23 protein-coding genes are annotated in these 24,810 nt (G+C 31.8%); 17 read left to right on the top strand and 6 right to left on the bottom strand.

Annotated elements, in window-relative coordinates; translation table 11 throughout:
• Nucleotides 1-150 precede the first annotated feature (150 nt).
• From Ctaglu_RS18160 to Ctaglu_RS18120, 9 genes are all read left to right on the top strand, one after another.
• Nucleotides 151-1,350 carry a dicarboxylate/amino acid:cation symporter gene (locus Ctaglu_RS18160; protein WP_125004316.1) on the top strand — a complete coding sequence of 400 codons (1,200 nt, stop codon included), beginning with the start codon at nucleotides 151-153 and terminating at the stop codon, nucleotides 1,348-1,350.
• Nucleotides 1,351-1,592: 242 nt separating this feature from the next.
• Nucleotides 1,593-2,099 (top strand): flavodoxin domain-containing protein, encoded by a 507-nt coding sequence (locus Ctaglu_RS18155; RefSeq protein WP_125004314.1) that lies wholly within the window; start codon nucleotides 1,593-1,595, stop codon nucleotides 2,097-2,099.
• A gap of 42 nt (nucleotides 2,100-2,141) precedes the next feature.
• Nucleotides 2,142-3,185, top strand: coding sequence for a threonine aldolase family protein (locus Ctaglu_RS18150; protein WP_125004312.1), 1,044 nt, complete (start codon nucleotides 2,142-2,144; stop codon nucleotides 3,183-3,185).
• A 33-nt stretch (nucleotides 3,186-3,218) separates the two neighbouring features.
• Nucleotides 3,219-4,382, top strand: coding sequence for an SNIPE associated domain-containing protein (locus Ctaglu_RS18145; RefSeq protein ID WP_125004309.1), 1,164 nt, complete (start codon nucleotides 3,219-3,221; stop codon nucleotides 4,380-4,382).
• 201 nt (nucleotides 4,383-4,583) lie between these two features.
• Nucleotides 4,584-5,288: a DUF969 domain-containing protein gene (locus Ctaglu_RS18140; protein ID WP_307720506.1), complete on the top strand. Its 705-nt coding sequence runs from the start codon at nucleotides 4,584-4,586 to the stop codon at nucleotides 5,286-5,288.
• Nucleotides 5,281-6,237 carry a DUF979 domain-containing protein gene (locus tag Ctaglu_RS18135; protein WP_125004305.1) on the top strand — a complete coding sequence of 319 codons (957 nt, stop codon included), beginning with the start codon at nucleotides 5,281-5,283 and terminating at the stop codon, nucleotides 6,235-6,237. Before Ctaglu_RS18140 ends, Ctaglu_RS18135 begins: the two co-directional genes overlap by 8 nt.
• Before the next feature lie 48 nt (nucleotides 6,238-6,285).
• Entirely contained in the window at nucleotides 6,286-6,927 is a 642-nt protein-coding gene (pcp, locus tag Ctaglu_RS18130) for a pyroglutamyl-peptidase I (RefSeq protein ID WP_125004303.1), read from the top strand.
• Nucleotides 6,928-7,182: 255 nt separating this feature from the next.
• Nucleotides 7,183-7,545 carry a cyclic nucleotide-binding domain-containing protein gene (locus tag Ctaglu_RS18125; RefSeq protein ID WP_125004301.1) on the top strand — a complete coding sequence of 121 codons (363 nt, stop codon included), beginning with the start codon at nucleotides 7,183-7,185 and terminating at the stop codon, nucleotides 7,543-7,545.
• A gap of 40 nt (nucleotides 7,546-7,585) precedes the next feature.
• The gene (locus tag Ctaglu_RS18120) at nucleotides 7,586-9,685 is read left to right on the top strand and encodes a sodium-translocating pyrophosphatase (RefSeq protein ID WP_125004299.1); all 2,100 of its coding nucleotides are present in this window, start codon (nucleotides 7,586-7,588) and stop codon (nucleotides 9,683-9,685) included.
• A 57-nt stretch (nucleotides 9,686-9,742) separates the two neighbouring features.
• Here the strand turns inward: Ctaglu_RS18120 and Ctaglu_RS18115 are convergent, their stop codons facing one another.
• The gene (locus Ctaglu_RS18115) at nucleotides 9,743-10,360 is read right to left on the bottom strand and encodes a nitroreductase family protein (RefSeq protein WP_125004297.1); all 618 of its coding nucleotides are present in this window, start codon (nucleotides 10,358-10,360) and stop codon (nucleotides 9,743-9,745) included.
• A 243-nt stretch (nucleotides 10,361-10,603) separates the two neighbouring features.
• Between Ctaglu_RS18115 and Ctaglu_RS18110 the strand changes: the two genes are divergently transcribed.
• Together Ctaglu_RS18110 and Ctaglu_RS18105 are read left to right on the top strand one after the other, a co-directional pair.
• Nucleotides 10,604-12,625: an alpha-amylase family glycosyl hydrolase gene (locus tag Ctaglu_RS18110; protein ID WP_125004295.1), complete on the top strand. Its 2,022-nt coding sequence runs from the start codon at nucleotides 10,604-10,606 to the stop codon at nucleotides 12,623-12,625.
• A gap of 48 nt (nucleotides 12,626-12,673) precedes the next feature.
• The gene (locus Ctaglu_RS18105; protein ID WP_125004293.1) at nucleotides 12,674-14,260 is read left to right on the top strand and encodes a serine/threonine-protein kinase; all 1,587 of its coding nucleotides are present in this window, start codon (nucleotides 12,674-12,676) and stop codon (nucleotides 14,258-14,260) included.
• Between the two features lie 72 nt (nucleotides 14,261-14,332).
• Here the strand turns inward: Ctaglu_RS18105 and Ctaglu_RS18100 are convergent, their stop codons facing one another.
• The 5 genes from Ctaglu_RS18100 to Ctaglu_RS18080 form a co-directional block, all read right to left on the bottom strand.
• Nucleotides 14,333-15,016, bottom strand: a complete 684-nt coding sequence (locus tag Ctaglu_RS18100) for a tetratricopeptide repeat protein (RefSeq protein ID WP_125004291.1) — start codon at nucleotides 15,014-15,016, stop codon at nucleotides 14,333-14,335.
• A 64-nt stretch (nucleotides 15,017-15,080) separates the two neighbouring features.
• On the bottom strand, nucleotides 15,081-15,989 hold the full coding sequence (locus Ctaglu_RS18095) for a polysaccharide deacetylase family protein (protein WP_125004289.1): 909 nt from the start codon (nucleotides 15,987-15,989) through the stop codon (nucleotides 15,081-15,083).
• Between the two features lie 210 nt (nucleotides 15,990-16,199).
• On the bottom strand, nucleotides 16,200-16,922 hold the full coding sequence (locus Ctaglu_RS18090) for a phosphatase (protein ID WP_125004287.1): 723 nt from the start codon (nucleotides 16,920-16,922) through the stop codon (nucleotides 16,200-16,202).
• Nucleotides 16,923-16,998: 76 nt separating this feature from the next.
• A complete protein-coding gene (locus tag Ctaglu_RS18085) occupies nucleotides 16,999-18,021 on the bottom strand; it encodes a metal-dependent hydrolase (RefSeq protein WP_125004285.1) in 1,023 nt (340 codons plus the stop codon).
• A 53-nt stretch (nucleotides 18,022-18,074) separates the two neighbouring features.
• The gene (locus Ctaglu_RS18080) at nucleotides 18,075-18,716 is read right to left on the bottom strand and encodes a pentapeptide repeat-containing protein (protein ID WP_125004283.1); all 642 of its coding nucleotides are present in this window, start codon (nucleotides 18,714-18,716) and stop codon (nucleotides 18,075-18,077) included.
• Nucleotides 18,717-19,063: 347 nt separating this feature from the next.
• Between Ctaglu_RS18080 and aroB the strand changes: the two genes are divergently transcribed.
• The 6 genes from aroB to Ctaglu_RS18050 all read left to right on the top strand — a co-directional run bounded on the left by aroB (nucleotide 19,064) and on the right by Ctaglu_RS18050 (nucleotide 24,744).
• Complete coding sequence (gene aroB, locus Ctaglu_RS18075; RefSeq protein ID WP_125004281.1) at nucleotides 19,064-20,140, top strand: 3-dehydroquinate synthase; 1,077 nt, start codon at nucleotides 19,064-19,066, stop codon at nucleotides 20,138-20,140.
• Nucleotides 20,141-20,169: 29 nt separating this feature from the next.
• The gene (gene aroA, locus Ctaglu_RS18070) at nucleotides 20,170-21,492 is read left to right on the top strand and encodes a 3-phosphoshikimate 1-carboxyvinyltransferase (protein ID WP_125004279.1); all 1,323 of its coding nucleotides are present in this window, start codon (nucleotides 20,170-20,172) and stop codon (nucleotides 21,490-21,492) included.
• The gene (gene aroC, locus Ctaglu_RS18065; RefSeq protein WP_125004277.1) at nucleotides 21,473-22,543 is read left to right on the top strand and encodes a chorismate synthase; all 1,071 of its coding nucleotides are present in this window, start codon (nucleotides 21,473-21,475) and stop codon (nucleotides 22,541-22,543) included. Before aroA ends, aroC begins: the two co-directional genes overlap by 20 nt.
• Nucleotides 22,544-22,601: 58 nt before the next feature.
• The gene (locus Ctaglu_RS18060; protein WP_185732796.1) at nucleotides 22,602-23,384 is read left to right on the top strand and encodes a chorismate mutase; all 783 of its coding nucleotides are present in this window, start codon (nucleotides 22,602-22,604) and stop codon (nucleotides 23,382-23,384) included.
• Nucleotides 23,385-23,395: 11 nt separating this feature from the next.
• Nucleotides 23,396-23,821, top strand: a complete 426-nt coding sequence (gene aroQ / locus Ctaglu_RS18055; RefSeq protein ID WP_125004275.1) for a type II 3-dehydroquinate dehydratase — start codon at nucleotides 23,396-23,398, stop codon at nucleotides 23,819-23,821.
• 62 nt (nucleotides 23,822-23,883) lie between these two features.
• Nucleotides 23,884-24,744 (top strand): mechanosensitive ion channel domain-containing protein, encoded by an 861-nt coding sequence (locus Ctaglu_RS18050; RefSeq protein ID WP_125004273.1) that lies wholly within the window; start codon nucleotides 23,884-23,886, stop codon nucleotides 24,742-24,744.
• The last annotated feature ends 66 nt before the right edge of the window (nucleotides 24,745-24,810 follow it).

Here is a 24,810-nt window from a genome sequence, read left to right as displayed (position 1 = left end):
TGTTGAGTTAGATACAACAATTATATCAGAAAAGAGGGGGTCATTGCTTTTTTACGTTTAAAATAGCACAAACCCTTGCAATAGCAAGGATTTAAATAAATAAAATAAAGATAGTGTTAACACTATCAAATTTTATAAGGAGGAGTAAAAATGAAAAAAATAGGATTACTTCCTAGACTTATTATAGCTATTATTTTAGGTATCATGTTAGGAGGCATACTTCCAGAAACCGGGATTAAAATTTTTGCAACATTCAATGGATTATTTGGTCAATTTTTAGGATTTGCTATACCTCTTATAATTATAGGATTTGTAGCACCGGGTATAGGTGATCTTGGCACTGGAGCTGGTAAGATTCTAGCTATAACAGCAGGAATAGCTTATGCTTCCACTGTACTTGCCGGAACTTTGGCATATTTTGCAAATGCTACTATTCTTCCAATGTTTTTAAAACCCGGATCTTTAGGAGACTTTGCTAAGGGTGGGTTAGCTACATCATTTATTAATATTAAAATACCACCTCTAATGGATGTAATGACAGCGTTAGTTCTTGCCTTTACATTAGGTATAGGAATTGCTGTAATAAAATCTACTGCCATAAAGAGCGTTATGAAGGAATTTCAAGATATTATTACTAAACTGATTACGGGTATAGTAATCCCATTACTTCCTATATACATTATGGGTACTTTTGCAAATATGACTTATGCTGGTCAAGTTGCTTCTATATTAAAAGTATTCTCAAAAGTATTTATTTTAGTACTTATACTTCACTTTACAGTAATTGTCCTTCAATATGTAATTGCTGGAATAATAGCTGGTGCTAATCCATTTAAATTAATAAAAACAATGATTCCTGCATATTTAACAGCAATAGGAACTCAATCATCTGCAGCAACTATTCCAGTTACTCTTGCTCAAACTAAAAAAAATGGAGTAAATGATGGAGTAGCAGACTTTGTAGTACCGCTTTGTGCAACTATACATCTTTCTGGTAGTACAATAACACTAGTTAGTTGCTCCCTTGCAATAATGATGTTAAATGGCATGAATTATAGTTTCGGGACTTTCTTTGGATTTATCTTAGCCTTGGGGGTTACAATGGTAGCTGCTCCTGGGGTTCCCGGTGGAGCTGTAATGGCATCACTTGGGCTACTTCAAAGCATGCTTGGATTCAGCGAACCATTAACATCCCTTATGATTGCTCTATACTTAGCTCAAGATAGTTTTGGTACTGCTTGCAACATAACTGGTGATGGAGCAATTGCAATATTAATAAATAAAATTTCAGGACATAAACTTTTTGACCAAAAACACGAAAATGCAAAAGAAGAAAATATTGTTGCTTAAAAGTAATATATAAAATTGCGTATATTAAGCAAAATAAAACCATCCTGCTAAAAAAGCAAGGTGGTTTTATTTGAGTAATATCAATATTATAGTGTAAGCGACTAAAATTCATTCTGCAATTTAGCAGGGATTCTTGCTAAGAATAAAGAATATATTACATAATAGTATTTGGAAATATAAGCATGATAAAAAATGTTATTGCACATTATTTGTGTAATACTATATAAAGGAGTGAGAAATTTATGAGAACACTTATTGCTTATGGTTCTAAGCATGGTGCTACAGAAAAATGTAGTAAAGCTTTAAAAGATAAGCTTGATGGGGAAGTCACCATTGTAAATATAAAAAAGGACGTAATGCCTGATATGAGTTCATTTGATAATATTGTTATCGGCGGGTCAATCTATGCAGGGAGAATCCAAAAGGAAATAAGAGAATTTTGTTTCAAAAATGCTAATATTTTAAAAAATAAAAAAATAGGTATTTTTGTATGTTGTATGAGTGAAGGGGAAAAAGCAATATCACAGTTGAATGATAGTTTGCCACACGAATTAATGTCTATGGCCACAGCTAAAGAACATTTTGGAGGAGGCTTTGCATTTAGTAAAATGAATTTTTTTGAGAAATTTATAATTAAGATGGTATCTAAAAAAGAGAAAAATGCTATTAAAGTAAATATTAATAAAGATGTTTTAAATATACATGAAGATAACATTAATAGATTTGTACAATTAATGAATAATAAGTAGTCTTTAATTAGTTCTGTAACGTAATGAAAGGAGAATTAAGGAATGTATAGTTTTAAAAATGATTATAGTGAAGGTGCCCATCCAAATATATTGAAAGCACTAATGGAATCAAATATGGAACAGTCAGAAGGGTATGGGGAAGATAAATATTCTTTAGCTGCTATTACATTGTTAAAGGATAAAATGAAGTGTGATGAGGTTGATATACATATGTTTTGTGGTGGAACTCAAACAAATCTTACTGCAATATCTGCGTTTTTAAGACCACATGAGGCTGTTATTTCAGCAAGTACTGGACATGTATTAGTTCACGAGACTGGAGCTATTGAAGCCACTGGTCATAAAGTTATTTCTATGAAAGTAGATGATGGAAAACTTAAGCCTATTCATATAAAAATGACACTCGAAGAGCATACCGATGAGCATATGGTAAAGCCTAAGATGGTTTATATTTCAAATCCCACCGAAATAGGGTCTATATACAAGAAACAAGAATTAAAAGATTTAAGTGAGTGTTGCAGACTTAACAATTTGATTTTATACCTTGATGGAGCAAGACTAGGATCTGCATTATGCTCAAAAGGGAATGATATTGAGTTTTCAGATTTGCCAAGGCTAACTGATGCTTTTTATATAGGCGGGACTAAAAATGGTGCATTAATGGGAGAAGCTCTTGTTATTTGCAGAGAGTCGCTTAAAGAAGATTTTAGATTTCATATTAAGCAAAAGGGCGGATTACTTGCAAAGGGAAGGCTAATTGGTATACAGTTTTTGGAGTTATTTAAAGAGAATATTTTTTTTGACTTAGCGAAACATGCAAATGATATGGCGCAGCTATTAAAAATGGGAATTAGTAATTGTGGATATGAATTTTTAATAGATTCGCAAACAAATCAAATATTTCCAATATTACCTAATAAAATAATTGAAAAGCTTAAGGAAAAGTATTCCTTTTATATATGGCAAAAAATTGATGAGGATAATTCTGCTATTCGGTTAGTAACATCCTGGGCTACAGCGGAAGAGGCTGTTAAGTCATTTATAGATGATATTACCATATTTATGAATGAATTTTATGTGGTATAATGTAAGTTGTTAATGAAATAAGGAGGTTTTTCAATGGCAATACTTACATCTATTAAGGATGCATTAAACGCGCAACAATATAAATCCGAGATTGAGAAATTAATCGAGGAAAATAAAAATTTGAGATATATAAAACTAACTCCAACTCAATTGGGAATGAGCCAAGTTTTAGCTAAAACTAAAGAACTTGAATTGGAGATTGAAGAATATGATAAGCTAATTGAAACAAAAACAAAAGCTATAGAAGAACTAAATAGGGAATATAAGAGCCAAGCTGGATATCAAACCAAAGAATTTGAAGAAAAATCAAATGAATATGATAATTTGATCCTTCTAAAGGCTAAGGATTTTGAAGACAAGAGTGCGGAATATGATGATTTAATCAGAACCAAAAGTGAAGAATATAATAGTTTAATGGAAGTAAAGAGTAAAGAACTGGAAGATAAAAAATCGCAATACGATGACTTAATTGGAACTAAAAGTCAAGAATATGATAATTTAATTGAATTAAAAGGCAAAGAAATGCAAGATAAAAGTACAGAATACAATGAATTTATTGAAAGAAAAAACAGTGAATATGAAGAGTTAACTAAACAAAAGGCAGAGGAACACAAGCTAAAATTGAATGAATATGAAGTTTTAATGGTCAGTAAAATAAAATCTATTGACGAAATTAATTTGGAATATAATAATCTTAAAACATCTGTAGATAGCTTAAAGTCTGAAATTATAACTTTAGATGATGATATTCTAATGCAAAGTTATGGGGTTTATAAGCCTGAATATAATTTAATGAATTCAATAAAAGGTGCTACAATGTTTCAGGATCTTAGAGAAAAGCAAAGGTCTATGGTTAAATCTAAAGAAGCTATAGAATTTAAGCAATGGATTGTAAATGGGAACATAAAAGAAGGTAATGAAGTAGTTGATGATATGACAGAGGATATGATTAAACTAGTCCTTAGGATTTTTAATGACGAGTGCGATTCTATTATTGATAAGGTGAAATTCAGTAATATAGAAGTAATAGAAAATAGAATTAAAACGTTCTTCGAGGATTTAAATAAGTTTTCTATTTTAACACAAGTTAAAATAGTCCCTAAATATCTTAATACCAAACTAGAAGAACTTTACGTTACTTATGAATACAAATTAAAGCAGCAGGAAGAAAAGGAAGAACAAAATAGAACAATGTAATATACAGAAAAATTTATTAGTTAAACAAAAATGCCCTTGTAATGTAAAATTACAAGGGCATTTTTATATTATGTCAGGAAAAATCCTTACAATCACTTGAATAAAAAATAAATGATTTTTGTAGCCTGTGCTACATCAAATAATAAAAAATTCTGATATATTATAAATATACAAATTTTATTATAAGGAGGTATTTTTATGATTAAACTAATTGGTATCTTGATCATTGTAATAGGGTTTATGTGGAAAAAAGATACTATTGCAGTAGTAGTTGTAGCAGGGATAACTACTGGGCTAGTGTCAGGTATACCTTTTAACAAGGTAGTGGAAATTTTGGGCCGAGCATTTGTTGAAAATAGATATATGTCGGTATTTATAATTTCTCTACCTGTTATAGGACTACTAGAAAGATATGGTCTTCGAGAAAGAGCTGCATATCTTATAGGTAAAATAAAATCAGTAACTGTTGGAAAGTTAACTTCTCTCTACTTAGTAATTAGAACTGTTGCAGCTATGTTTGGAATAAGGTTAGGTGGACATGTTCAGTTTATAAGACCTCTAATTCTTCCAATGGCAGAGGGTGCTGCAGAAGCTAGATACAAAGTTATTGATAAAGAGGATTCTCAAACGATAAAAGGGTTAGAAGCTGCGGTTGAAAATTATGGTAACTTTTTTGGACAGAATTTCTTTGTAGCTTCCGGTGGTGTTCTTTTAATTGTTGGTGTTTTAAAAGAATTAAAATATACTGTTGAGGCAATTGATATAGCAAAGGCATCATTACCAATTGCAATTATTATTATGTTAATTGGTAGTATTCAATTTTTCTATTACGATAAAAAATTCGATAAAAAATATAATGTAAATAAAAATAACAAATCTACAAAAGGGGGTGGATTGGATGCTTAAAACTACATTAACCGAACTGCTTTATACCTTTTGTGGCCTAATTTGTTTTATAACTGTGTATTTTACTCTTAAAGATAAAAAACATCAATCTAAAATTCCAACATCTTTATTTTGGGGTATTCTTGGATTTATATTTGTATTCAGTAGAATAGGTGATTTGTGGGGTAATAAATCTTTTAGAATTCCAGACCTATTCATTGGATATTTAGTTATTGGACTTGCTGTCCTTTCAGCAATTAAAAAAGTTAAAATTGGTAGTTTTAATGAATCTACTAAAGAATTCAAGCAGAAGATGTCTCAAAAAATAGGTAATAAGATTTTCTTGCCAGCTCTAGCTTTAGCAATATTCACATTTGCTATTGCACAAGTATTTACAGTTCAATTGGGATCTCTAGTAGCACTAGGGCTTGCAACATTAATTGCAACTTTATGGGCTATCCTTATGACAAAGGGCAAACCTGCGGAAATCGCAGATGATGGAAGAAGATTATTAGAAATGGTTGGACCAGTTAGTATGCTTCCACAGCTGTTAGCAGCATTAGGTGCTGTTTTTGCTGCAGCCGGAGTTGGTGATGTAGTAGCAAATGGAATAAAAACAATTATACCACAAGGGAATATATTAGCTGGGGTTATTGCATACTGTGTTGGAATGGCTTTATTTACCGCAATAATGGGCAATGGGTTTGCTGCATTTGCAGTTATTACAGCTGGAATTGGAGTGCCTTTTGTAATAGCTCAAGGAGGAAATCCAGCAATAGTTGCAGCACTTGGACTCACCGCTGGATTCTGTGGAACTCTTTTAACTCCAATGGCAGCCAATTTCAATATTGTTCCAACAGCAATACTTGAGATTGAAGATACAAAATATGGAGTAATAAAATACCAAGCACCAGTTGCATTAACTATGCTTGTTATTCATATAGGAATAATGTATTTCTGGGCATTTTGATAAAAGTGTCTAAAGCAAATAAAAAAAAATAACTAATGAGGTGATAACATGAAAGTATTAATAACAGGATTTGATCCCTTTGGAGGGGAAAAGATTAATCCATCTTTCGAAGCAGTAAGAAGATTAGAGGATGTAATTGCTGGTGCTGAAATTGTGAAGCTTGAAATACCAACGGTGTTTAATAAATCTATTATGGAACTAGAAAAGGCAATAATTAAAGAAAATCCAGACATAGTGATTTGTGTTGGTCAAGCTGGTGGTAGATTTGATTTAACTATAGAAAGAGTTTCAATTAATGTAGATGATGCAAGAATTCCAGATAATGAGGGAAATCAATTTATTGATAAAGCAATTTTTGAAGGAGGCGAAAATGCTTATTTTTCAAATCTTCCTATTAAAGCAATGGTAGAAGAAATTCGAAAAGGTGGTATTCCAGCCTCTCTTTCTAATAGTGCAGGTACATTTGTGTGTAATCATATAATGTATGGATTACTTCATTTAATTCATACAAAATACCCAGCAGTAAGAGGCACTTTTATTCATGTTCCATTTATTCCAGCACAAGTAATGAGTAAAGCCAATACTCCATATATGGAGCTTGAGAAAATCACACAAGGATTAACATTAGCAATAAAAGCAGCTGTTGAAAATAAAGAAGATATAAAAGCTGTGCTTGGTACTATATGCTAATAAATATTCAATTTAAATAAAAAAATTTGTTTATAGAAGTTTATTAGAAAACTTTTATAATTATTTGGTTGGAAAAGTCTAAAAAATGAACTATTTCTATATATTTATATAGAGATGGTTCATTTTTTATATATTAACTATTTGTAAAATATAAAAAAATTTAATGATATAATAAAAATATATTAAAAATTTATATGTTTTCAAAAGAATAGAAATAGTAAAATCTTATTGTAGTATATGCTTAGGAGGAAATCTATGTATGAGAAGTTTTTTGAGCCTGATCGACAAGCGATAATGCGAGATTATTTTTTAAATACACTCAGTAAACTTGGACAAATAAGCAAATATAATAAAAATGAACTGTTAGAGTTTGATTCTGGACTTCATGTAGGAATTGTGTTAAAAGGTGTGGTGACACAAAGCGTTATTAGTTTAAATGGGCATGAAAAAATCTTATATTTTATTCGAAGTGGAGAGATAGTAGGTGAAATGATTTATTTTTGTGGGGGCATGGATTCCATTGTTTCAACGGAAAAAGAATATGTAGAAAAACTTTTTAAAGTTTCTTTTTTTTATTTAAAAAGAAAGGAATTGTTAATGCTTAGTCGAAATAGATAGATATATATATAAATAATAAAATATTTAGGAGGCAGTTATTATGAATTTATTGATTTTGGCCCCAATTTGTTCTATATTAGCACTTGCTTTTGCTGGATATCTTGCATATAAAGTATTGAAAGAAGATGAAGGAACGGAGCAAATGAAAAAAATTGCTACGGCTATTAGACAAGGTGCAGATGCTTATTTAAAAAGGCAGTATACAGGAGTAGCTCTTTTCTTTGCAGTTATGTTTGTAATCCTAGGAATACTTGCAGGATTTGGATTCCTTACACCCTTTGTACCTTTTGCATTTATAAGTGGAGGATTTTTTTCAGGTCTTTCAGGCTTTATAGGAATGAAAATCGCCACCCGTGCAAATGTTAGAACGGCGCACGCAGCTGGGAAAAGTCTTAATAGTGCTCTAAAGGTTGCGTTTTCAAGCGGTGCAGTAATGGGACTTACTGTTGTAGGTCTTGGACTTCTTGATATTAGCATATGGTATTATTTGTTGGATTTTTTCTATAGGAATTTAGATGAAGCAATGAGAATTCAAAATATAACTAGTGCAATGATTACCTTTGGAATGGGAGCTAGCTCCATGGCATTATTTGCACGCGTTGGTGGAGGTATATTTACTAAAGCAGCGGATGTAGGTGCAGATCTTGTTGGTAAAATTGAAGTAGGAATTCCTGAAGATGATCCAAGAAACCCTGCAGTTATAGCTGATAACGTTGGGGACAATGTTGGTGATGTAGCTGGTATGGGCGCAGATCTTTACGAATCCTATGTTGGGTCAATAGTATCCACTGCGGCGCTTGCAGTAGCTGCTGGACTTGGAGTTAAAGGTGTAACAATTCCTATGACTATAGCGTCAATTGGTGTAGTTGCATCTATTATTGGAACCTTCTTTGTTAAATCAGGGGAGAAAACTGAGCAAAAGGGTCTTTTAGCGGCTCTTAGGCGAGGGGTATATGTAAGTTCTGGAATAATTGCAATACTATCCTTTTTCTTAGTTTGGAATGTACTTGGATGGGAGCACATAGGAGTTTACTTTGCAATATTAAGTGGGCTTATAGCAGGTAATTTAATTGGTTTTTGTACAGAGTACTTTACCTCAGATACGTATAAGCCTACTAAAAAACTAGCACAAACAACAACAACTGGTGCAGCTACAGTTATAATAGGTGGTATTTCCCTTGGAATGATGTCTACTTTTCTTCCTGTTATAATAGTAGCTATGGCAATAGCCGCTAGTTTTTATTTTGCTGGAGGATCAGGAGATTATAATATGGGCTTATATGGTGTGGGGATAGCTGCAGTAGGTATGCTTAGTACGCTAGGTATAACCTTAGCTACAGATGCTTATGGTCCTGTAGCAGACAATGCTGGCGGTATTGCAGAAATGACTCATCAAGATCCTATAGTACGCGAAAGAACAGACGCTCTTGATTCTTTAGGGAATACTACAGCAGCTACAGGCAAAGGTTTTGCTATAGGGTCAGCAGCTTTAACAGCACTTGCACTTATAGCAGCTTATAGGGATCAGGTAGAAATTATTGTGAAAAAAGAAAATTTGGATTTTGTTTTTAACTTGTCAATATTAAATCCTCAGGTTCTTATAGGGCTATTTATAGGTGGAATGGTGCCTTTTGTATTTGCAGCATTAACAATGGATGCAGTAGGTAAAACAGCACAACTTATAGTTGTAGAAGTTAGGAGACAATTTAAAGAAATATTGGGACTTATGGACGGTAGCGCAGAAGCAGATTATGCAACCTGCGTTGATATCTGTACAAAAGCAGCTCAAAAGGAAATGATTATGCCTGCACTACTGGCTATTATTATTCCAATAACAGTTGGATTGCTTTTAGGTGTAAATGGTGTGGCAGGACTTCTCGCAGGAGCAACTGTAACGGGTTTTGTACTTGCAGTTATGATGGCAAATTCAGGTGGAGCTTGGGATAATGCCAAAAAGCATATTGAAGCTGGAAACCTTGGTGGAAAAGGGTCAGATTGTCATAAGGCAGCCGTTGTTGGAGACACTGTAGGAGATCCATTTAAGGATACTTCAGGTCCAGCCATAAATATATTGATTAAGTTACTTTCAATGGTATCAATAGTGTTTGCAGCATTTATTTTGAAATTTTCAATATTTTAAGAAAACTAAAAGCGGCTCCCCATTAATTTAGGGAGCCGCTTTTAAAATTTAAAATTATTAAACTTCTTTAACTATCTCATCGTAACCTCTTCTATATGCTCTTGGATAAAGAGACTTATTTTCATCTAAGTGCCCAAGTGCAATTAGCATTACTACTGTCTTATTTTCTTCAAGTCCAAATTCACGACGTACACCTTCAAAATCCATGCCACTCATTGGATGAGAATCTACTCCAAAGCTCTTTGCTGAATACATTATAGACATGGCTAGAAGCCCTGCATTACTTTCTGCAAACTTTAATTTATTTTCTTCTGTGGTACCATATAAACTATTTGCGAAACCTTGTGTTCCTGCTAATTTTGCTTGATCATTATCAAGCATCTTCAACATATCCTGCCATGTAGGATTAGATGCATCATATCCAGTTTTATTACCCACAATTATTAAAGTTACTGGAGCTTCTAATATTTTAGGTTGACTATTTGAAAGTTTATGTAATCTCTCTTTAGCTTCTTTGGATTTTACTGCTATAATTTCCCAAGGTTGAAGGTTAAATGCTGAGGGAGCGAGTACTGCAAGGTTAATTATATCCTTGAGTAATGCATCATCCACTCCTTTATTTGTATCAAAAAAATTGATGGACCTTCTATCTTCGTAAACCTGTTTTAAATTCATTTTAATACACTCCTTTATCCTTTTGATTATCTATTACTAATGGCTATAAATTACTAATAACTATTAATTACTTTATAATAGTATAATAACAATAATCCACTGCTTATGTCAAGTAGTTACTAAAATTGTTTTTATGAATTTAATAAAACAAGAAAGGTATTGAAATTATTTAGTCGAATTATATATAATGAGTTATAAAATATTTTGGCTTTCAATAATTACGAATATGAAAGGATTTTTTTTATGAATGAAAATAAAAATAAATACATGGAAATAATGGATATTGATCCATATCTCAAACCCTTTAAAAAGGATATTGAACTTAGAGGGTCCAATTATACTTGTTACAAAAAAAAATTGCTTTCTAATAATCAAAGCTTTCAGTCTTTTGCCAGTGGAGACTTGTTTTATGGGTTTCATCTAGTACAAGATGGATGGATTTATAGAGAATGGGCTCCGGGAGCTGATGCTCTTTATCTAATTGGAGACTTTAATTATTGGAATCCCAAAACACATCCATTGCAAAAAAAAGAAAATGGAAATTGGGAGATTTTTTTGCCAGGGTTACAAGCATTAAAGCATATGTCCTGTGTTAAAGTAAGGGTAGTTGCAAAAAATGTATCAAGAGATAGAATTCCACTTTATATTAAACGTACTGTGCAAAATCCTGTTACTCATGATTTTGTAGGACAAATTTGGCAACCAGATTATAGCTTTAATTGGCAGGATAGTGAATTTCATGTTGATAATAAGAAACCCTTGTTTATATATGAATCTCATGTAGGTATGGCACAGGAAAAAGAAGGTATGGGTACTTTTAAAGAATTTACAGAAATTACGCTTCCAAGGATAAAGGCTGCTGGTTACAATACTGTGCAACTTATGGCAGTAATGCAGCACCCTTATTATGCCTCCTTTGGTTATCAAGTATCTAATTTTTTTGCTGTTTCTTCATGGTTTGGAACCCCAGAAGATCTTAAAGTATTAATTAATACTGCCCACTTAATGGGTATTTCCGTATTGCTTGATTTAGTTCATTCCCATTCAATTAAAAATATAGCAGAGGGTATTAATGAGTTTGACGGAACAGATTATCAATTCTTTAATACTGGAACTCTCGGAAATCATTCTGCTTGGGGTACAAAGCTTTTTAATTATGGAAAACCAGAGGTTATTCATTTTCTTTTGTCAAACATTAAGTTTTGGCTGGAGGAGTATCATTTTGATGGGTATAGATTTGATGGTGTTTCATCCATGCTATATCACCACCATGGACTGGGTGTAGCCTTTACAAATTATAGTAAATACTTTAGTATGGATACGGATATAGAAGCAATTACTTATCTTCAATTTGCTAATGATTTAATAAGACAAGTGAAACCTAATGCCATAACTATTGCAGAGGATATGAGTGGAATGCCTGGAATGTGTTTACCAGTAGAGGTTGGTGGTCTGGGTTTTGACTATAGGCTGTCTATGGGAGTACCTGATCTTTGGGTGAAAATACTTAAAGAATTGCCTGATGAAAAATGGAGTATGAGTAAGCTGTGGTATGAATTAACTAGTAGACGACCTCATGAAAAGAATATAGGTTATTCTGAATCACATGATCAAGCACTTGTAGGTGATAAGACCTTAATGTTCCGTTTAGGTGACAAGGAAATGTATACTCATATGTCAAAAAATGATGATAATTTAATAATAAGTAGAGCAGTAGAACTTCATAAACTTATTAGATTTATTACCATGATTTTAGCTGGCGAAGGCTATTTGAATTTTATGGGTAATGAATTTGGTCATCCGGAATGGATTGATTTTCCAAGACAAGGTAACAATTGGAGTTATCATTATGCAAGAAGGCAATGGAGTTTAATGGAAGATAAAAAGCTTAAATATGAATATTTATCAAATTTTGATAAAGAAATGCTGAATTTAGTAAAAACCTATAATGTTTTAAGCGCTTGTGATTTACAAAATCTTTGGACTGATGAGAAGCATAAACTGCTTGCTTTCAGAAAAGGTGGGCTGATATTTTTATTTAATTTTAATCATTGTGAATCTTTCGCTGAATATGAATTACCTACTGGCGAAATGGGTGAATATAAAATTGTGTTTAACAGTGATGAAAAAATATTTGGTGGGCAAGGTAGAATTGCAAGAGATTATATTTACGGTGCAGAAACCTTGAAGCATAAGGAAAATAAAACTGGGGTTATAATATACTCACCTAGTAGAACGGTGCTAGTGCTAAAGAAAGTGAGGTAATATTACAATATACTTCACAGATGAGTTTTTCATATTGGAGGAGAGAACATGTTAAATCCGGGACGAATACTAGATGAAAAATACGAAATAATAAAAGTCTTAGGACGAGGCGGTATGGGGACAGTATATCTCTGCAAGAATAACAGGTTAGGAAACTTTTGGGCGATTAAGGAAGTAAATGGCCAGTGGAAAGACAAAATAGATTTTCTTGCTGAGCCTAATTTACTAAAGAATTTAAGTCACATAGGAATTGTACGAATTATTGATATCTTTTATGAAGATGATAATTTATACATTGTGGAGGACTATATTGAAGGGACGACCTTAAAGGAATATGTGGAGGCAAATGGGTCTCTATCTGCAGAACTTGTAACAGATATATCACTGCAACTCTGCAGCATATTAGGTTACCTTCATAGTTTTAATCCACCAATTATATATAGAGATTTAAAGCCTGCTAACATAATGATAAAATCTAACAATAAGGTGGTACTTATCGACTTTGGAATAGCGCGGACATATAAGGAAAATCAAGAAGGTGACACTATGATTTTAGGTTCACTGGGATACATAGCACCAGAACAACTTATAAATGCCCAATCCAATGCTCAAACAGACATTTACTCTCTTGGTGCCACTATGTTTTTTATGCTTACAAGTAAATCCATAAACCTACCTTCAGAGCTTATGTTTGAGAAAAATTATATGTCGGATGATGCTAAGAGTTTAGTTAGTGTTATTAAAAAGGCTTCAGCTATAGATCCTAAAAGCCGCTATAGTGATGTATCAGCGATGCGATCTGCACTTAATGCTAATATAGATGAGGTCGAAAATGAAAAAACAATGTTTATGAATTCCAGTGAATCTGCTAGGGATACTTCCAAAACAGTTTTGGTAGAGGATAAAAAACCTAAGAATAGAACTAAGCTAATTATAATATCAGCGCTTGCTTGTATAATAGCGTTGGTTGTTATTTTAGCCTGGGTAATGAATAATAAAGCAGTAGATAAAAATGATTCTGAACATTCAATTGCGCCTAAATCAACCGAAGCAACGGTGGCTAAAACAATCGAAGAAACTAAGCCGAAGGTAGGACCGGCAGCTGAAGTTGTGGAAAAAGATACTATTGTTATGGGGATATTAGATATAAAAAATCCTGTGATATTAAGTTCTGGCACAAGCAATGGAAAAGGCAAGGACAAGGCCAGGGGCAAGGAGAAAGATAAAGAGAAAGATAAAGAGAAAGATAATAATGAGGATAAAAATCAGCTTGTGCAGTACAATTTAAAGACTGCAGCATCTATTGCTAACTCAAAACTATCTGTTTCACTAACTAGCATTCTGCTTATAAAGGATGATGTTATAGTTACATTAAATATTGAAAATATAGCCGCTGCTACACAAAGATTAGATATAAGCAAAACTTATTTAGTAAATGATAAAAATGAAGCTACAAAAAGCTATAATCAGAGTTCAACTACTATGGTGCTAATTCCACAAAGCTCGGGCAAACAGGAAGTTAAGCTGTACTTTAAAGATTTGGATATTGAGCAAGGTTCTTATATATTGAAAACAGTTTTAAGCTCTGCTGTAAATAAAGATATAAATTTATCTGTAGATGTTAAAAAATCATGATAAATTATGCCATATACATTGTGTATATGGCATAATTATTTTTGAAAATAATACACTAAACAGATGGACTATTTATTTTTTTATTAATTCTTTAAATTCCATGCTGTCTTGCACATTATCAAAATCCTCTTCATTTTTTGCTGTATTTTTAATATTTGGGTTAATATCAATGGCCAGTTTAAGATATTTTATAGTATTTTCAATATCACCTTTTCTTCCATAGATACTAGCTATACCATAATAGCTCCATTCGAATTTTTCCACTTCTAAAGCACTCTTATACCATTTGATGGCTTCATCATAATGTCTGTATAACTCATTAGCTAGTGCTTTATTAAATCTTGCATAACCATAATCAGGTTTTAGTTTTAAAGCACGATCAATTTGCTCTATACCATTTTTAAAATTCCCACTGTAGGCTAGTGCAATTCCTTCAACAGCATATGCTTTATAAAAGTTAGGATCTTCTTTAAGCACTTGTTTTTCAGTTTCAATAGCTTGCACATACTTTTTTTCGAAAAACTCATCATAGCCTATTTTACATTTGTTTTCTAAGTTCTCTTGTTTATGTTTTACCTCTTGCAATTTTTTAATTTCAGCGTCTTTTAACCTATTTTTTTTTATCTCTTCACTTTTATTAGGGTTTACTTCAGCCTTATTGTTTTTTATGTTGAAATTTTTAATTGCTGCATTAGCCACTATGAGTGCAATAATAATAAAAATTGATAGCTTGAATTTAAAGCATTGTGACTTCATTTTTTTTCACCTATTTTCTTATTATAGGGCTTTAAGTTAACACTTAAAACCCTATAAATGAATCCTATGGATTCAATCTTAATTTGAACTTATCAAAACTGAAGTTTGCATTAACAAAAATTCTGCCCAAGGAATAAATATTAGTATTTTTATCTATAAAGCCAGACTTAGTTGAAAAAGCTAATTTATAGCCTGATTCTTTTGCGGCTTTTATTGTGTCGGCAGAATATTCTCCAAAGGGATATGCTATGTAATTTATTTTTCTGCCTAATATTTTTTCTAATTTATCTTTTGAAGATTTCATTGTTTTTATATTAGAACTATAAGATATTTTAGTTAAATGTTCATGTGCGGTTGTGTGGCTTTCTATTCTCATATTGTTTGAATCCATGGATTTTATCTCATTAGAGGTTAAAAAATCTTTCTCAGCATCTATGGCACCAGCAATTACAAACACAGTTGCTTTTAATCCTAATTCCTTTAAAATAGGATAAGCATTAGTGTAGTTATCTTTATAGCCATCATCAAAGGTTATAATTATGGGTTTCTTAGGTACTATTTTACCTATTTTCATATAACTATAAAGTTCATCTATAGTTAAGGTTGTATAATTATTATCTTTAAGATATTTCATTTGCATTCTAAAGTTTTCTTTGGAAACTCTTAAGGAATTTCCTTTTTCATAACTAATAGAATGATACATAAGTATTGGTATTTTAATGTTTTTTACCTGAAAAACAGATGCTGATTTATAAGTTTTTTCTTCGAGTTTTAAGCTATCATACACAGCCAAATTATCTGAGTGTTCCGTTGGTAATTTTATTTTTTCACTAATAATTTCTGGTATTTTTGCTTCATTTAGTGTATTTATTCCTTTAGAAGTTCCTAACCTATTTATTCCATAAGTTAAGCCTATACACAATATAAGAATTGCTATTGTAATTATTATAAGTGGTTTTTTACTTAATTTCATAATACGCCCCATTTTGTTATTTATTTTTATAATTAAATTTTAGATATAGTTACATAATAGCAATATATTCACATTTAATAAAGCAAAATATATTTAAATGAGTTAGAATTGAGAGTAGCAGTGATTTGGTCAAAAGGAAAAATAGTAATAAAAATAAGGGGTACATAGCTTAAATTGCTATGTACCCCTTGTTTTTGTCTTTAAAGTGACTTATACATTTTTTCCTTTTTCGCGAAGAAATTCAATTAACATTGCTCTATTTGTATTAACAATAAGTTCTTCAGGCATACCTATGTCTTTAAGTAGTTTTTCTACAGAACTAAAATTTCCTATAGAAAAACAGAAATGAGCATCACTATTCACAATAATCTTTACACCGAATTCTATGCAAAGTTTTGCTATTTTAGTGCAATTCTTGTCACTACCTATTCTCGAAGTTATAAAAGAACTATTATTTAATTCTATTAGTATATTTTTTTCTTTTGCTTTTTTTACTATTTCTTCTTCATGTATAGGAAATTTTGGATTTCCAAGATGTCCTAAAATATTAACATTTGGATTGTCCATAGCTTTTAAAATAGCGGCTGTATTTAAATCCGCACTCTTTCCACCTTCCATAAGTGGTTCATGCATGCTTACTATCATTATGTCAAGACCCTTTTGCAAGTCTAATGGCAGATCAAGATTACCTTCATAATCAATTATATTAGCTTCACAACCGTAAAGCATTTTAACACCGTACAATTCTCTTGGCAGTACTTTAAAATTTCCAAAATACCAAAGATCAGGAGAACCTGGCATATTAGGACCATGATCTGTAACCCCTAATATCTCAAGACCTATCTCATTAGCATATTTTGCATTTTCCATTAGTGTACTATATGCATGACCACTAACTATAGTATGGGTATGTAAATCTGCAACAAACTTCATAAAATCTCTCCTTTCACTTTTTCATTTGTTTATCTTTAATTGTATACCAAAATTCAGGCTTATGGTTATAATTTATTTAAATAACCCTAAATTCTCCACCATAAACGGTGAAGCCTATTACAACTACTAGAAATAAAAGTAAGATATATATTACTTCAAATAAATTGCCCGCATCGGAGCCTGTGGTAATATGTGGTGGTAATTTAAGCTTAAACTTACCTATTTTTTCTAAAAACTGAACAAATTTATTATGGAAGCCTAATTTATTTAATAATACTGCAATAAATCTTGGAATTGAAAGTAATGGTACTCCTTCTTTTGTAAATATATCAGCCCAATAAATATGACTTATATACCCAACAAAAAAACATCCTGTTAAATATTCGTAGCCTAATTTTTTAAATACATAGGAAGCTGAAATGTTGAAAATAGCAACTCCTTCTAGTGAATGTAAAAATGACCTATGAGGGAAGGTTGCTATACCAATTAATAAAATACAAATAAGATAGATATTTGCGTCATTTAAATTAGTAAAGTTATAAATGGATAAAATCAAGCTTGAACCAGCATAAGTTAAAAATATGGAAATTCTTATAAAATCATTGGATCCTACACTTATTATAGCTGATAATTTTTTATAAACCGTCCCAATTACTGGGATTTTTTTAAAAATTCGTTCATTAGTTACTCCTAAAACCATTAAAACAAAAGACGTAAAATATGTAAATATATAAGCGTATTCCCCTATAAATTTAATTTTTTCTAACTCCCATATAATATCTTTTGAATACCATAAAATTAATGCCCCAAGTCCAACCCCTAAGAATAATCTAAGCAGTAACTTTAATATTTTTTCTAAAGTATTTATCACCTTATTACTTGCATTTGTAAGTGGGTTCATGTGATTTATCTTACTATGTTGACTATCCGCATCAACAACTAACCCTGCAAGTCCTGCTGTTGCAAGGCCTACAAGGCTTATTCCTATGGGGACATGTATATATTCATTGTTGAATATTGGCATAGAATTAACAATAGGTATTGTTGCTACTATTGCATAGGATAGCATTGCTATCTTTTGATGTGATTTTCCATTCATATTATGTCTCCTTATCTTTTTAATGTCATAGCAAAAATCACAAGGGGCACTAATTACATATTATTCTTCAAAAACTTAACGATATAACTTAATGTGTAAAAATCACAATTAAGTTCAGCTTTCATTATATTTAATCCTTTAATTAACGTTTGTTCATCAAAATTTTCCAATAATATCATTAGACTTATTATATTAATGCCACCATCTTTTGTATCAAGAACTCTAGCAGCTTTAACATATTTATTTTTCATTGCATTTACAATAGCAATTTGAAGGTCTTCACTAATTTCCATTTCAGGCATTTCACTAAATACTTTAGTATCTGAATTCTTAATGCTAAGATTTTTAGCTTTTGTAAGATCCGAATTTAAAAATATAGTGTTTTTAAATTCTGCATCTTTAAAATCAGCCCCATCTAAATTAACAGAGTCAAATATAGCATTTTCAAATATTGTATCTTTAAAATCACTGTTCTTAAGATTTGTTCCAATGAATTCAGCCCATTTAAAGGTACAGTCAGAAAATACACAAGATTTAAAATGTGCACCTCTAAAAGTTACATAATCAAAATTTGACCTGGAAAAATTACAATTATAGCAATTGCTTCTCTCAAGATTTTTATACATAAAGTTCTTATCTTTTTTCTCTATATTGTTGTAAACAAAATTATTTCTAACACTATGATTCTTACCCATTTTTACCTCCATGGCAAATACATTTATTTGCCTTCCTTTTATTAGTCTAATTAAAAAGACTCCTAACCAATTTTGAGAAGTGGCTAGAAGTCTCCATATTCATTATAAATATTATACACAAATTTAATAAAAGTCAATGATTTATTGAAATCTTATATTTTTTTATAGCAGATTGTAAATTAAAGGGCGAATTATGGCCTGATTTGCTTTTATATAACAAAGAAAATATAATTAATAAAATAGAGGACTTCGAAAATAATATATAACAGATAAAAGATGCAATAATAAATGTCGATAAAGTAGAAGGCTTGAGAGTTCAACGAATAGAAGAAAGGAGAGAGGCTAAAATGTATAGTATTGAAGTTAAAGGCTCTAGTGGCAGCTATCCAATATACATTAAGGATGGATTGCTTGGCGAAATTGGTAGTGAAGTTAAGAAGATATATAAAGGAAGAAAAATAGCTATAGTAACAGATTCTAATGTTAATAAATTTTACGGTAAAAAGGTGCTTAGCTCATTAAAAGCAGAGGGGTTTGAGACTTTTAAAATTGTGGTGAAAGTGGGGGAAGAAAGCAAGTCCTTTGGCACTCTTTTAGGAGTATACGACAAACTTTTAGATTTCAAGATAAACAGGGGAGATATTATAATTGCCTTAGGTGGTGGAGTTGTGGGAGATATGACTGGTTTTGCAGCAGCAACTTTTTTAAGAGGAATTCCATTAATACAAATTCCAACTACGCTACTTTCGCAAGTGGATAGTAGCGTAGGTGGCAAGGTGGCAGTAGACCTACCTCGTGGGAAGAATCTGGTAGGAAGTTTTTATAATCCAAGGGCAGTTTTTATTGATCCATTGCTCCTTAGAACCCTTAATGATAAATATTTTAATGACGGTATGGGTGAAGTAATAAAATATGGAGCAATTAAAGATAGAGAGTTGTTTTATAAATTAATGAATTATGAAAACAAAGAAGCTGTTTTAAAAGACATAGATAAAATTATTTATACTTGTTGCAGCATTAAGGCAGGCATTGTTGAAAGAGATGAGAGGGACACTGGGGAGAGGATGTTACTAAACTTTGGTCATACCATAGGGCACGCAATTGAGCAATTCTTTAATTTTAAGGAGTACTCCCATGGAGAAGCGGTGGCAATGGGAATGCATGCTATAACAAAATTAGGGGAAGAAATAGGAGTGACTAAAATTGGGACAGCAAATATTATAAAAGACATCTTAATTAAGTATAATTTACCTTGGAACTTGCCTGAAATAAAAACTAAAGCTATAATTGAAACTATTAGTCATGATAAGAAAAATATTGGTGATTCTATGAAATTTATATTAATAGAATCCATTGGCAATAGCTTTATTGAAAAAATCAAGTCCGCTAAAATTGAAGATTATTTACAACGAAATCACAAATAAATTATTATATTGAATTGAGGTAATAAGTTATGAAGTCGGTTATGATACAGCCTTTTTCTTTAAAAGGAAAAGTGAAAATTCCACCATCAAAATCCTTATGTCATAGAGCAATTATAGCTGCAGCACTGAGCTATGGGGAATGCATGGTCCATAATGTTAATATGTCTGAGGATATAATAGCTACTTGTGAAATTATAGAAAAACTTGGAGCGAAAATAAAAGAAAGTAAAGGAAGTCTTAAAATAAATGGAGAAGGCGTATTTGACCTTTTTCACCAGGGGACTTCTAATAATAAAATTGAAAACAATGAAACAGCTCGTAATGAGTTAGAATGCAATGAAAGTGGATCAACCTTACGTTTTTTAATCCCTATAGCAATGCACAGTATGGGGAAAATAGTCTTTAAAGGTAAAGGGAAACTAGTAGAAAGAACACTTAAACCTTATTATGAAATCTTTGATAAGCAGAATATAAAGTATACAACAGATAGAGGGTACCTTCCACTAACAATAGATGGGAGACTTAATCCTGGAATTTTTGAACTTAGAGGAGATGTAAGCTCCCAGTTTATTACCGGTCTTCTTTATGCACTACCTTTATTAAATGGAGATTCAATAATTGTGGTTACTACCAAAATGGAATCTATTGGTTACATAGATTTAACTTTAGATATACTTTCTAAATTTGGAGTAATCATAGAAAATAATAATTATAGAGAATTCGTGGTAAAAGGAAATCAACACTATGAAAAAAGAGACTACAGAGTTGAAGGTGATTTTTCACAAGCAGCATTTTACCTTGCAGCAGGTGTTTTAGGTGGAGAGGTTTCCTGTGTTGATTTAAATATGGAATCACTCCAAGGAGACAGGGTAATAGTGGACATAATAAAAAATATGGGTGGAAAGATCTCACTTACAGATGGAATTTTAAAGGCTTCAAAATCAGATTTACGAGGCACTATTGTTGATGTATCGCAATGTCCTGACCTTTTACCAATAGTTGCAGTGCTTGGTGCATTAAGCTTTGGTACCACAGAAATTATTAATGCTAGGAGAGCTAGAATTAAAGAATCTGATAGATTAAAAGCTATAGCAACAGAGCTAAATAAAATTGGGGCTGAGGTTATAGAAAGAGAGGATTCGCTGATAATTCATGGTAAACCATGGCTTAAGGGTGGAGTGGTAAACAGTTGGAATGATCATAGAATAGCTATGGCCATGGCAATTGCATCAATTAAATGTACGCAGAAGCTTATAATAGAGGATAGTGGGGCAGTAAAAAAATCTTACCCGAATTTTTATGAGGATTTTAAGAGCCTAGGAGGGGAAATTAATGAGTGGACAATGGGGTAAAAAAATAAAGTATTCTATATTTGGAGAATCTCATGGAAGAGGCATAGGAATAACTATTGATGGATTACCCGCCGGTACAAAACTTGATATGGATTTTATAAATAATGAAATGCAAAGACGTGCGCCAGGTAAAAATGAATTTTCAACTACAAGAAGAGAAGGAGACAAAGTTGAAATTCTAAGTGGATATTTTAATGGATATACAACTGGTACACCTCTTTGCGCGGTTATATTTAATGAAAATCAAAATTCTGTGGATTATGACAAGTTAAAGGATTTGGCAAGACCAGGCCATGCAGATTTTACAGGAAAAGTTAAATATTCAGGCTTTAATGATTATAGAGGTGGCGGTCATTTCTCAGGAAGAATTACTGCGCCACTTGTTTTTGCAGGTGCTGTTGCAAGGCAAATCCTTTTTCATAAGGGAATCCAAATAGGAAGTCATGTTTTGAGTATTGAGAATGTATTTGACAACTACTTTGATGCTGTTAATTTAAAAAATCAATTTCTAATAGATATTTTAAACAAAGATTTTCCCGTAATTGATGATGTTAAAGGGAAAGAAATGAAAAGTATTATTTTAAAAGCTAAGGAAGAATCTGATTCCGTTGGAGGTATAATTGAGGCCGCTATATTAAACGTGCCTTGTGGACTTGGCGAACCATTTTTTGATTCTATAGAGAGTAATTTAGCTCAATTACTATTTTCTGTGCCAGCAGTAAAGGGTGTAGAATTTGGTAGTGGCTTTGATATAACGAAGCTTCGAGGAAGTAAGGCGAATGATCTGCCTTACATGAATAAAGGCAGTGTTGCAACTAAAACTAACAATAATGGTGGAATAAATGGAGGCATTTCTAATGGGATGCCCATAGTATTTAGAGTTGCAATGAAACCAACCCCTTCCATAGCTAAGATTCAAAGTACCATTGATATGGACACCTTCGAAAATTCAGAAGTATCGATTACAGGTAGGCATGACCCTTGTATAGTTTTAAGAGCACTACCAGTAATTGAAGCCTGCGCTGCAATGAGCATTTTAGATTTTATATAATATTACAGCTTCGTCGAGGATAAGTAGTGCGAAGGTGATGATTTAAGGATGTGGTTTAATGAGTAATGTAGATAATTTTGATATAAATGATTTGAGAAATCAAATTGATAAAATCGATGCGAGCCTTCTTTCCCTATTTGAAAATCGTATGGAGTTAGTTCAAAAGATAGGTGAATATAAAAAGAAAAATAATATGGAAATTTTAAATGGAGCTAGAGAGGAAGCGGTTATAAAGAAGAACTTAGATTTAGTTAAAAATAGTAATTTACATTTAGAAGTAGAGGAATTCTTTAAAGCTGTTATGGAAATAAGCAGAGGCCTTCAAAACAAAAATCACAGGAGGGAAAACATAGTTTTAATTGGGATGCCTGGCTCAGGTAAAAGTACAATTGGGGAAATACTCGCAGAAAAATTAGGCATGAGTTTCCTAGACATAGACACATATATTGAAAAGAGTACAAATCTTAAGATTACTGAAATATTTAAAAATGGTGAGGCTTTGTTTAGAGACATAGAAGCTAAGGCAGTTTTGGAAGTATCAGAAAGAGTCTCAGCAGTTATTTCAACTGGTGGTGGGGTAATTAAGAGATATGATAATATTAAAAGTCTTAAGAAAAATGGAATTATAATTTACATCAATCGACCTATTAAAAACATAGCAGGGGATATAGATGTTAAGACTCGCCCTTTACTTTCAAAGGATCCATCTCAGCTTTACTTAATCTTTGAAGAGAGAGGCCTTTTGTATAAAAAATATTGTGATTATGAAATTATGAATATTAGTAACACTTATGATGTAGTTAATAATATTATAGAGATATATGCAGAAAATAATAAATAAGAGGTGCGGTTATGAAGGTATTAATAATTAATGGTCCGAACTTAAACTTTCTTGGAATAAGGGAGAAGAACGTCTACGGAAACACAACTTACGAAGAAATGTGTAGTTATCTCTATAAAGAGGCTAAAAAACTTCAGGTTCCTATTGATATTGTTCAAAGCAATATCGAAGGTGAAATAATAAACTTCATACAGGATGCTTACGATAAGTACGATGGAATAATCATTAATGCTGGAGCATACACCCATTATAGCATTGCAATATTTGATGCTATAAAATCAGTTTCTATAAATACTATAGAGGTTCATCTTAGTAATATCTATGCAAGGGAAGAATTTAGACAAAAATCAGTAACTGCTCCAGCCTGCATAGGCCAAATTTGTGGCTTTGGTAAATATGGTTACGTTATGGCTTTAAACGCTTTATTACAAAAATAGTGACAATAGACTAACTTGAATTCTGTGTATAGTTAAAATTATTATAAAGGAGGGGAAAGCCTATGGCTGGGTTTTTATTGGAGATTGGTTTAAAGTTTCAAACTGTTAGTGTTTTGATAAGGCTAATAATAACGTTAGCATTAATAATTATATTTCATTTAGTTAAAAAAGGTATCTGCTCATTTGTTGATAAATCCAAATTTTACTCTAAGGATATAATAAAATATAAAAAGACAACTTCATTATTTATAAATATTTTATCAGTTATGGTCATTATACCAATATGGATGTATGAGTCTAAAGATATATTGACTTTTTTGGGGATTTTCTCAGCTGGGCTAGCCTTTGCTTTTCGTGATGTTGTAGCTAGTTTTCTAGGGTGGGTAATAATTAACACCCAAAAGCCTTTTGCAATTGGTGATAGAATAAAAATTGGGAAAAGCCTTGGTGACGTATTAGCAGTGGACTGGTTTTATACCACTATAATTGAAGTTATTGAAAATGATAACAAAACTTATGGACAAAGTACGGGAAGAATTACTCATATACCAAATATAATACTGCTCACTGAAGAACTTATAAATGAGACTAACTCCTTCCCGTTTACTTGGAATGAGATTGAAATAAACCTTAGCCTTAGCAGCAATTGGAAAAAAGCTAAAGAGATATTAGTAGCTATTGCTAATGATAAAGTAGGAGATATAGAACAAGAAGCAAAGGAGGCACTAAGTATAGCCTCAAAAACTCTTCCAATTTATTATGAAAACCTTTCTCATACAATATACACTTCTATAGAAGAGGGAAGAGTGTGTTTAAGTTTAAGGTTTATTTGCAAGGCGCGAAATTTTAGAAATTTAGAACATGCCATAGTAGAGGATATTTTAGAGGAGTTTTCTAAAAATGAAGATATAGAATTATTGTAATTAAAGGTCAGTGGCGCTATCTGGCTACGGACCTTTAATCCTGTTTGTATATTATTGTTAATAATA

The sequence above is a fragment of the Clostridium tagluense genome, from assembly GCF_003865095.1.
In the GTDB taxonomy this organism is placed as follows: Bacteria; Bacillota; Clostridia; order Clostridiales; family Clostridiaceae; genus Clostridium_AD; species Clostridium_AD tagluense.
The sequence above is the reverse complement of the archived record's forward strand: the minus strand, read 5'-3'. Positions and strand labels throughout refer to the sequence as shown.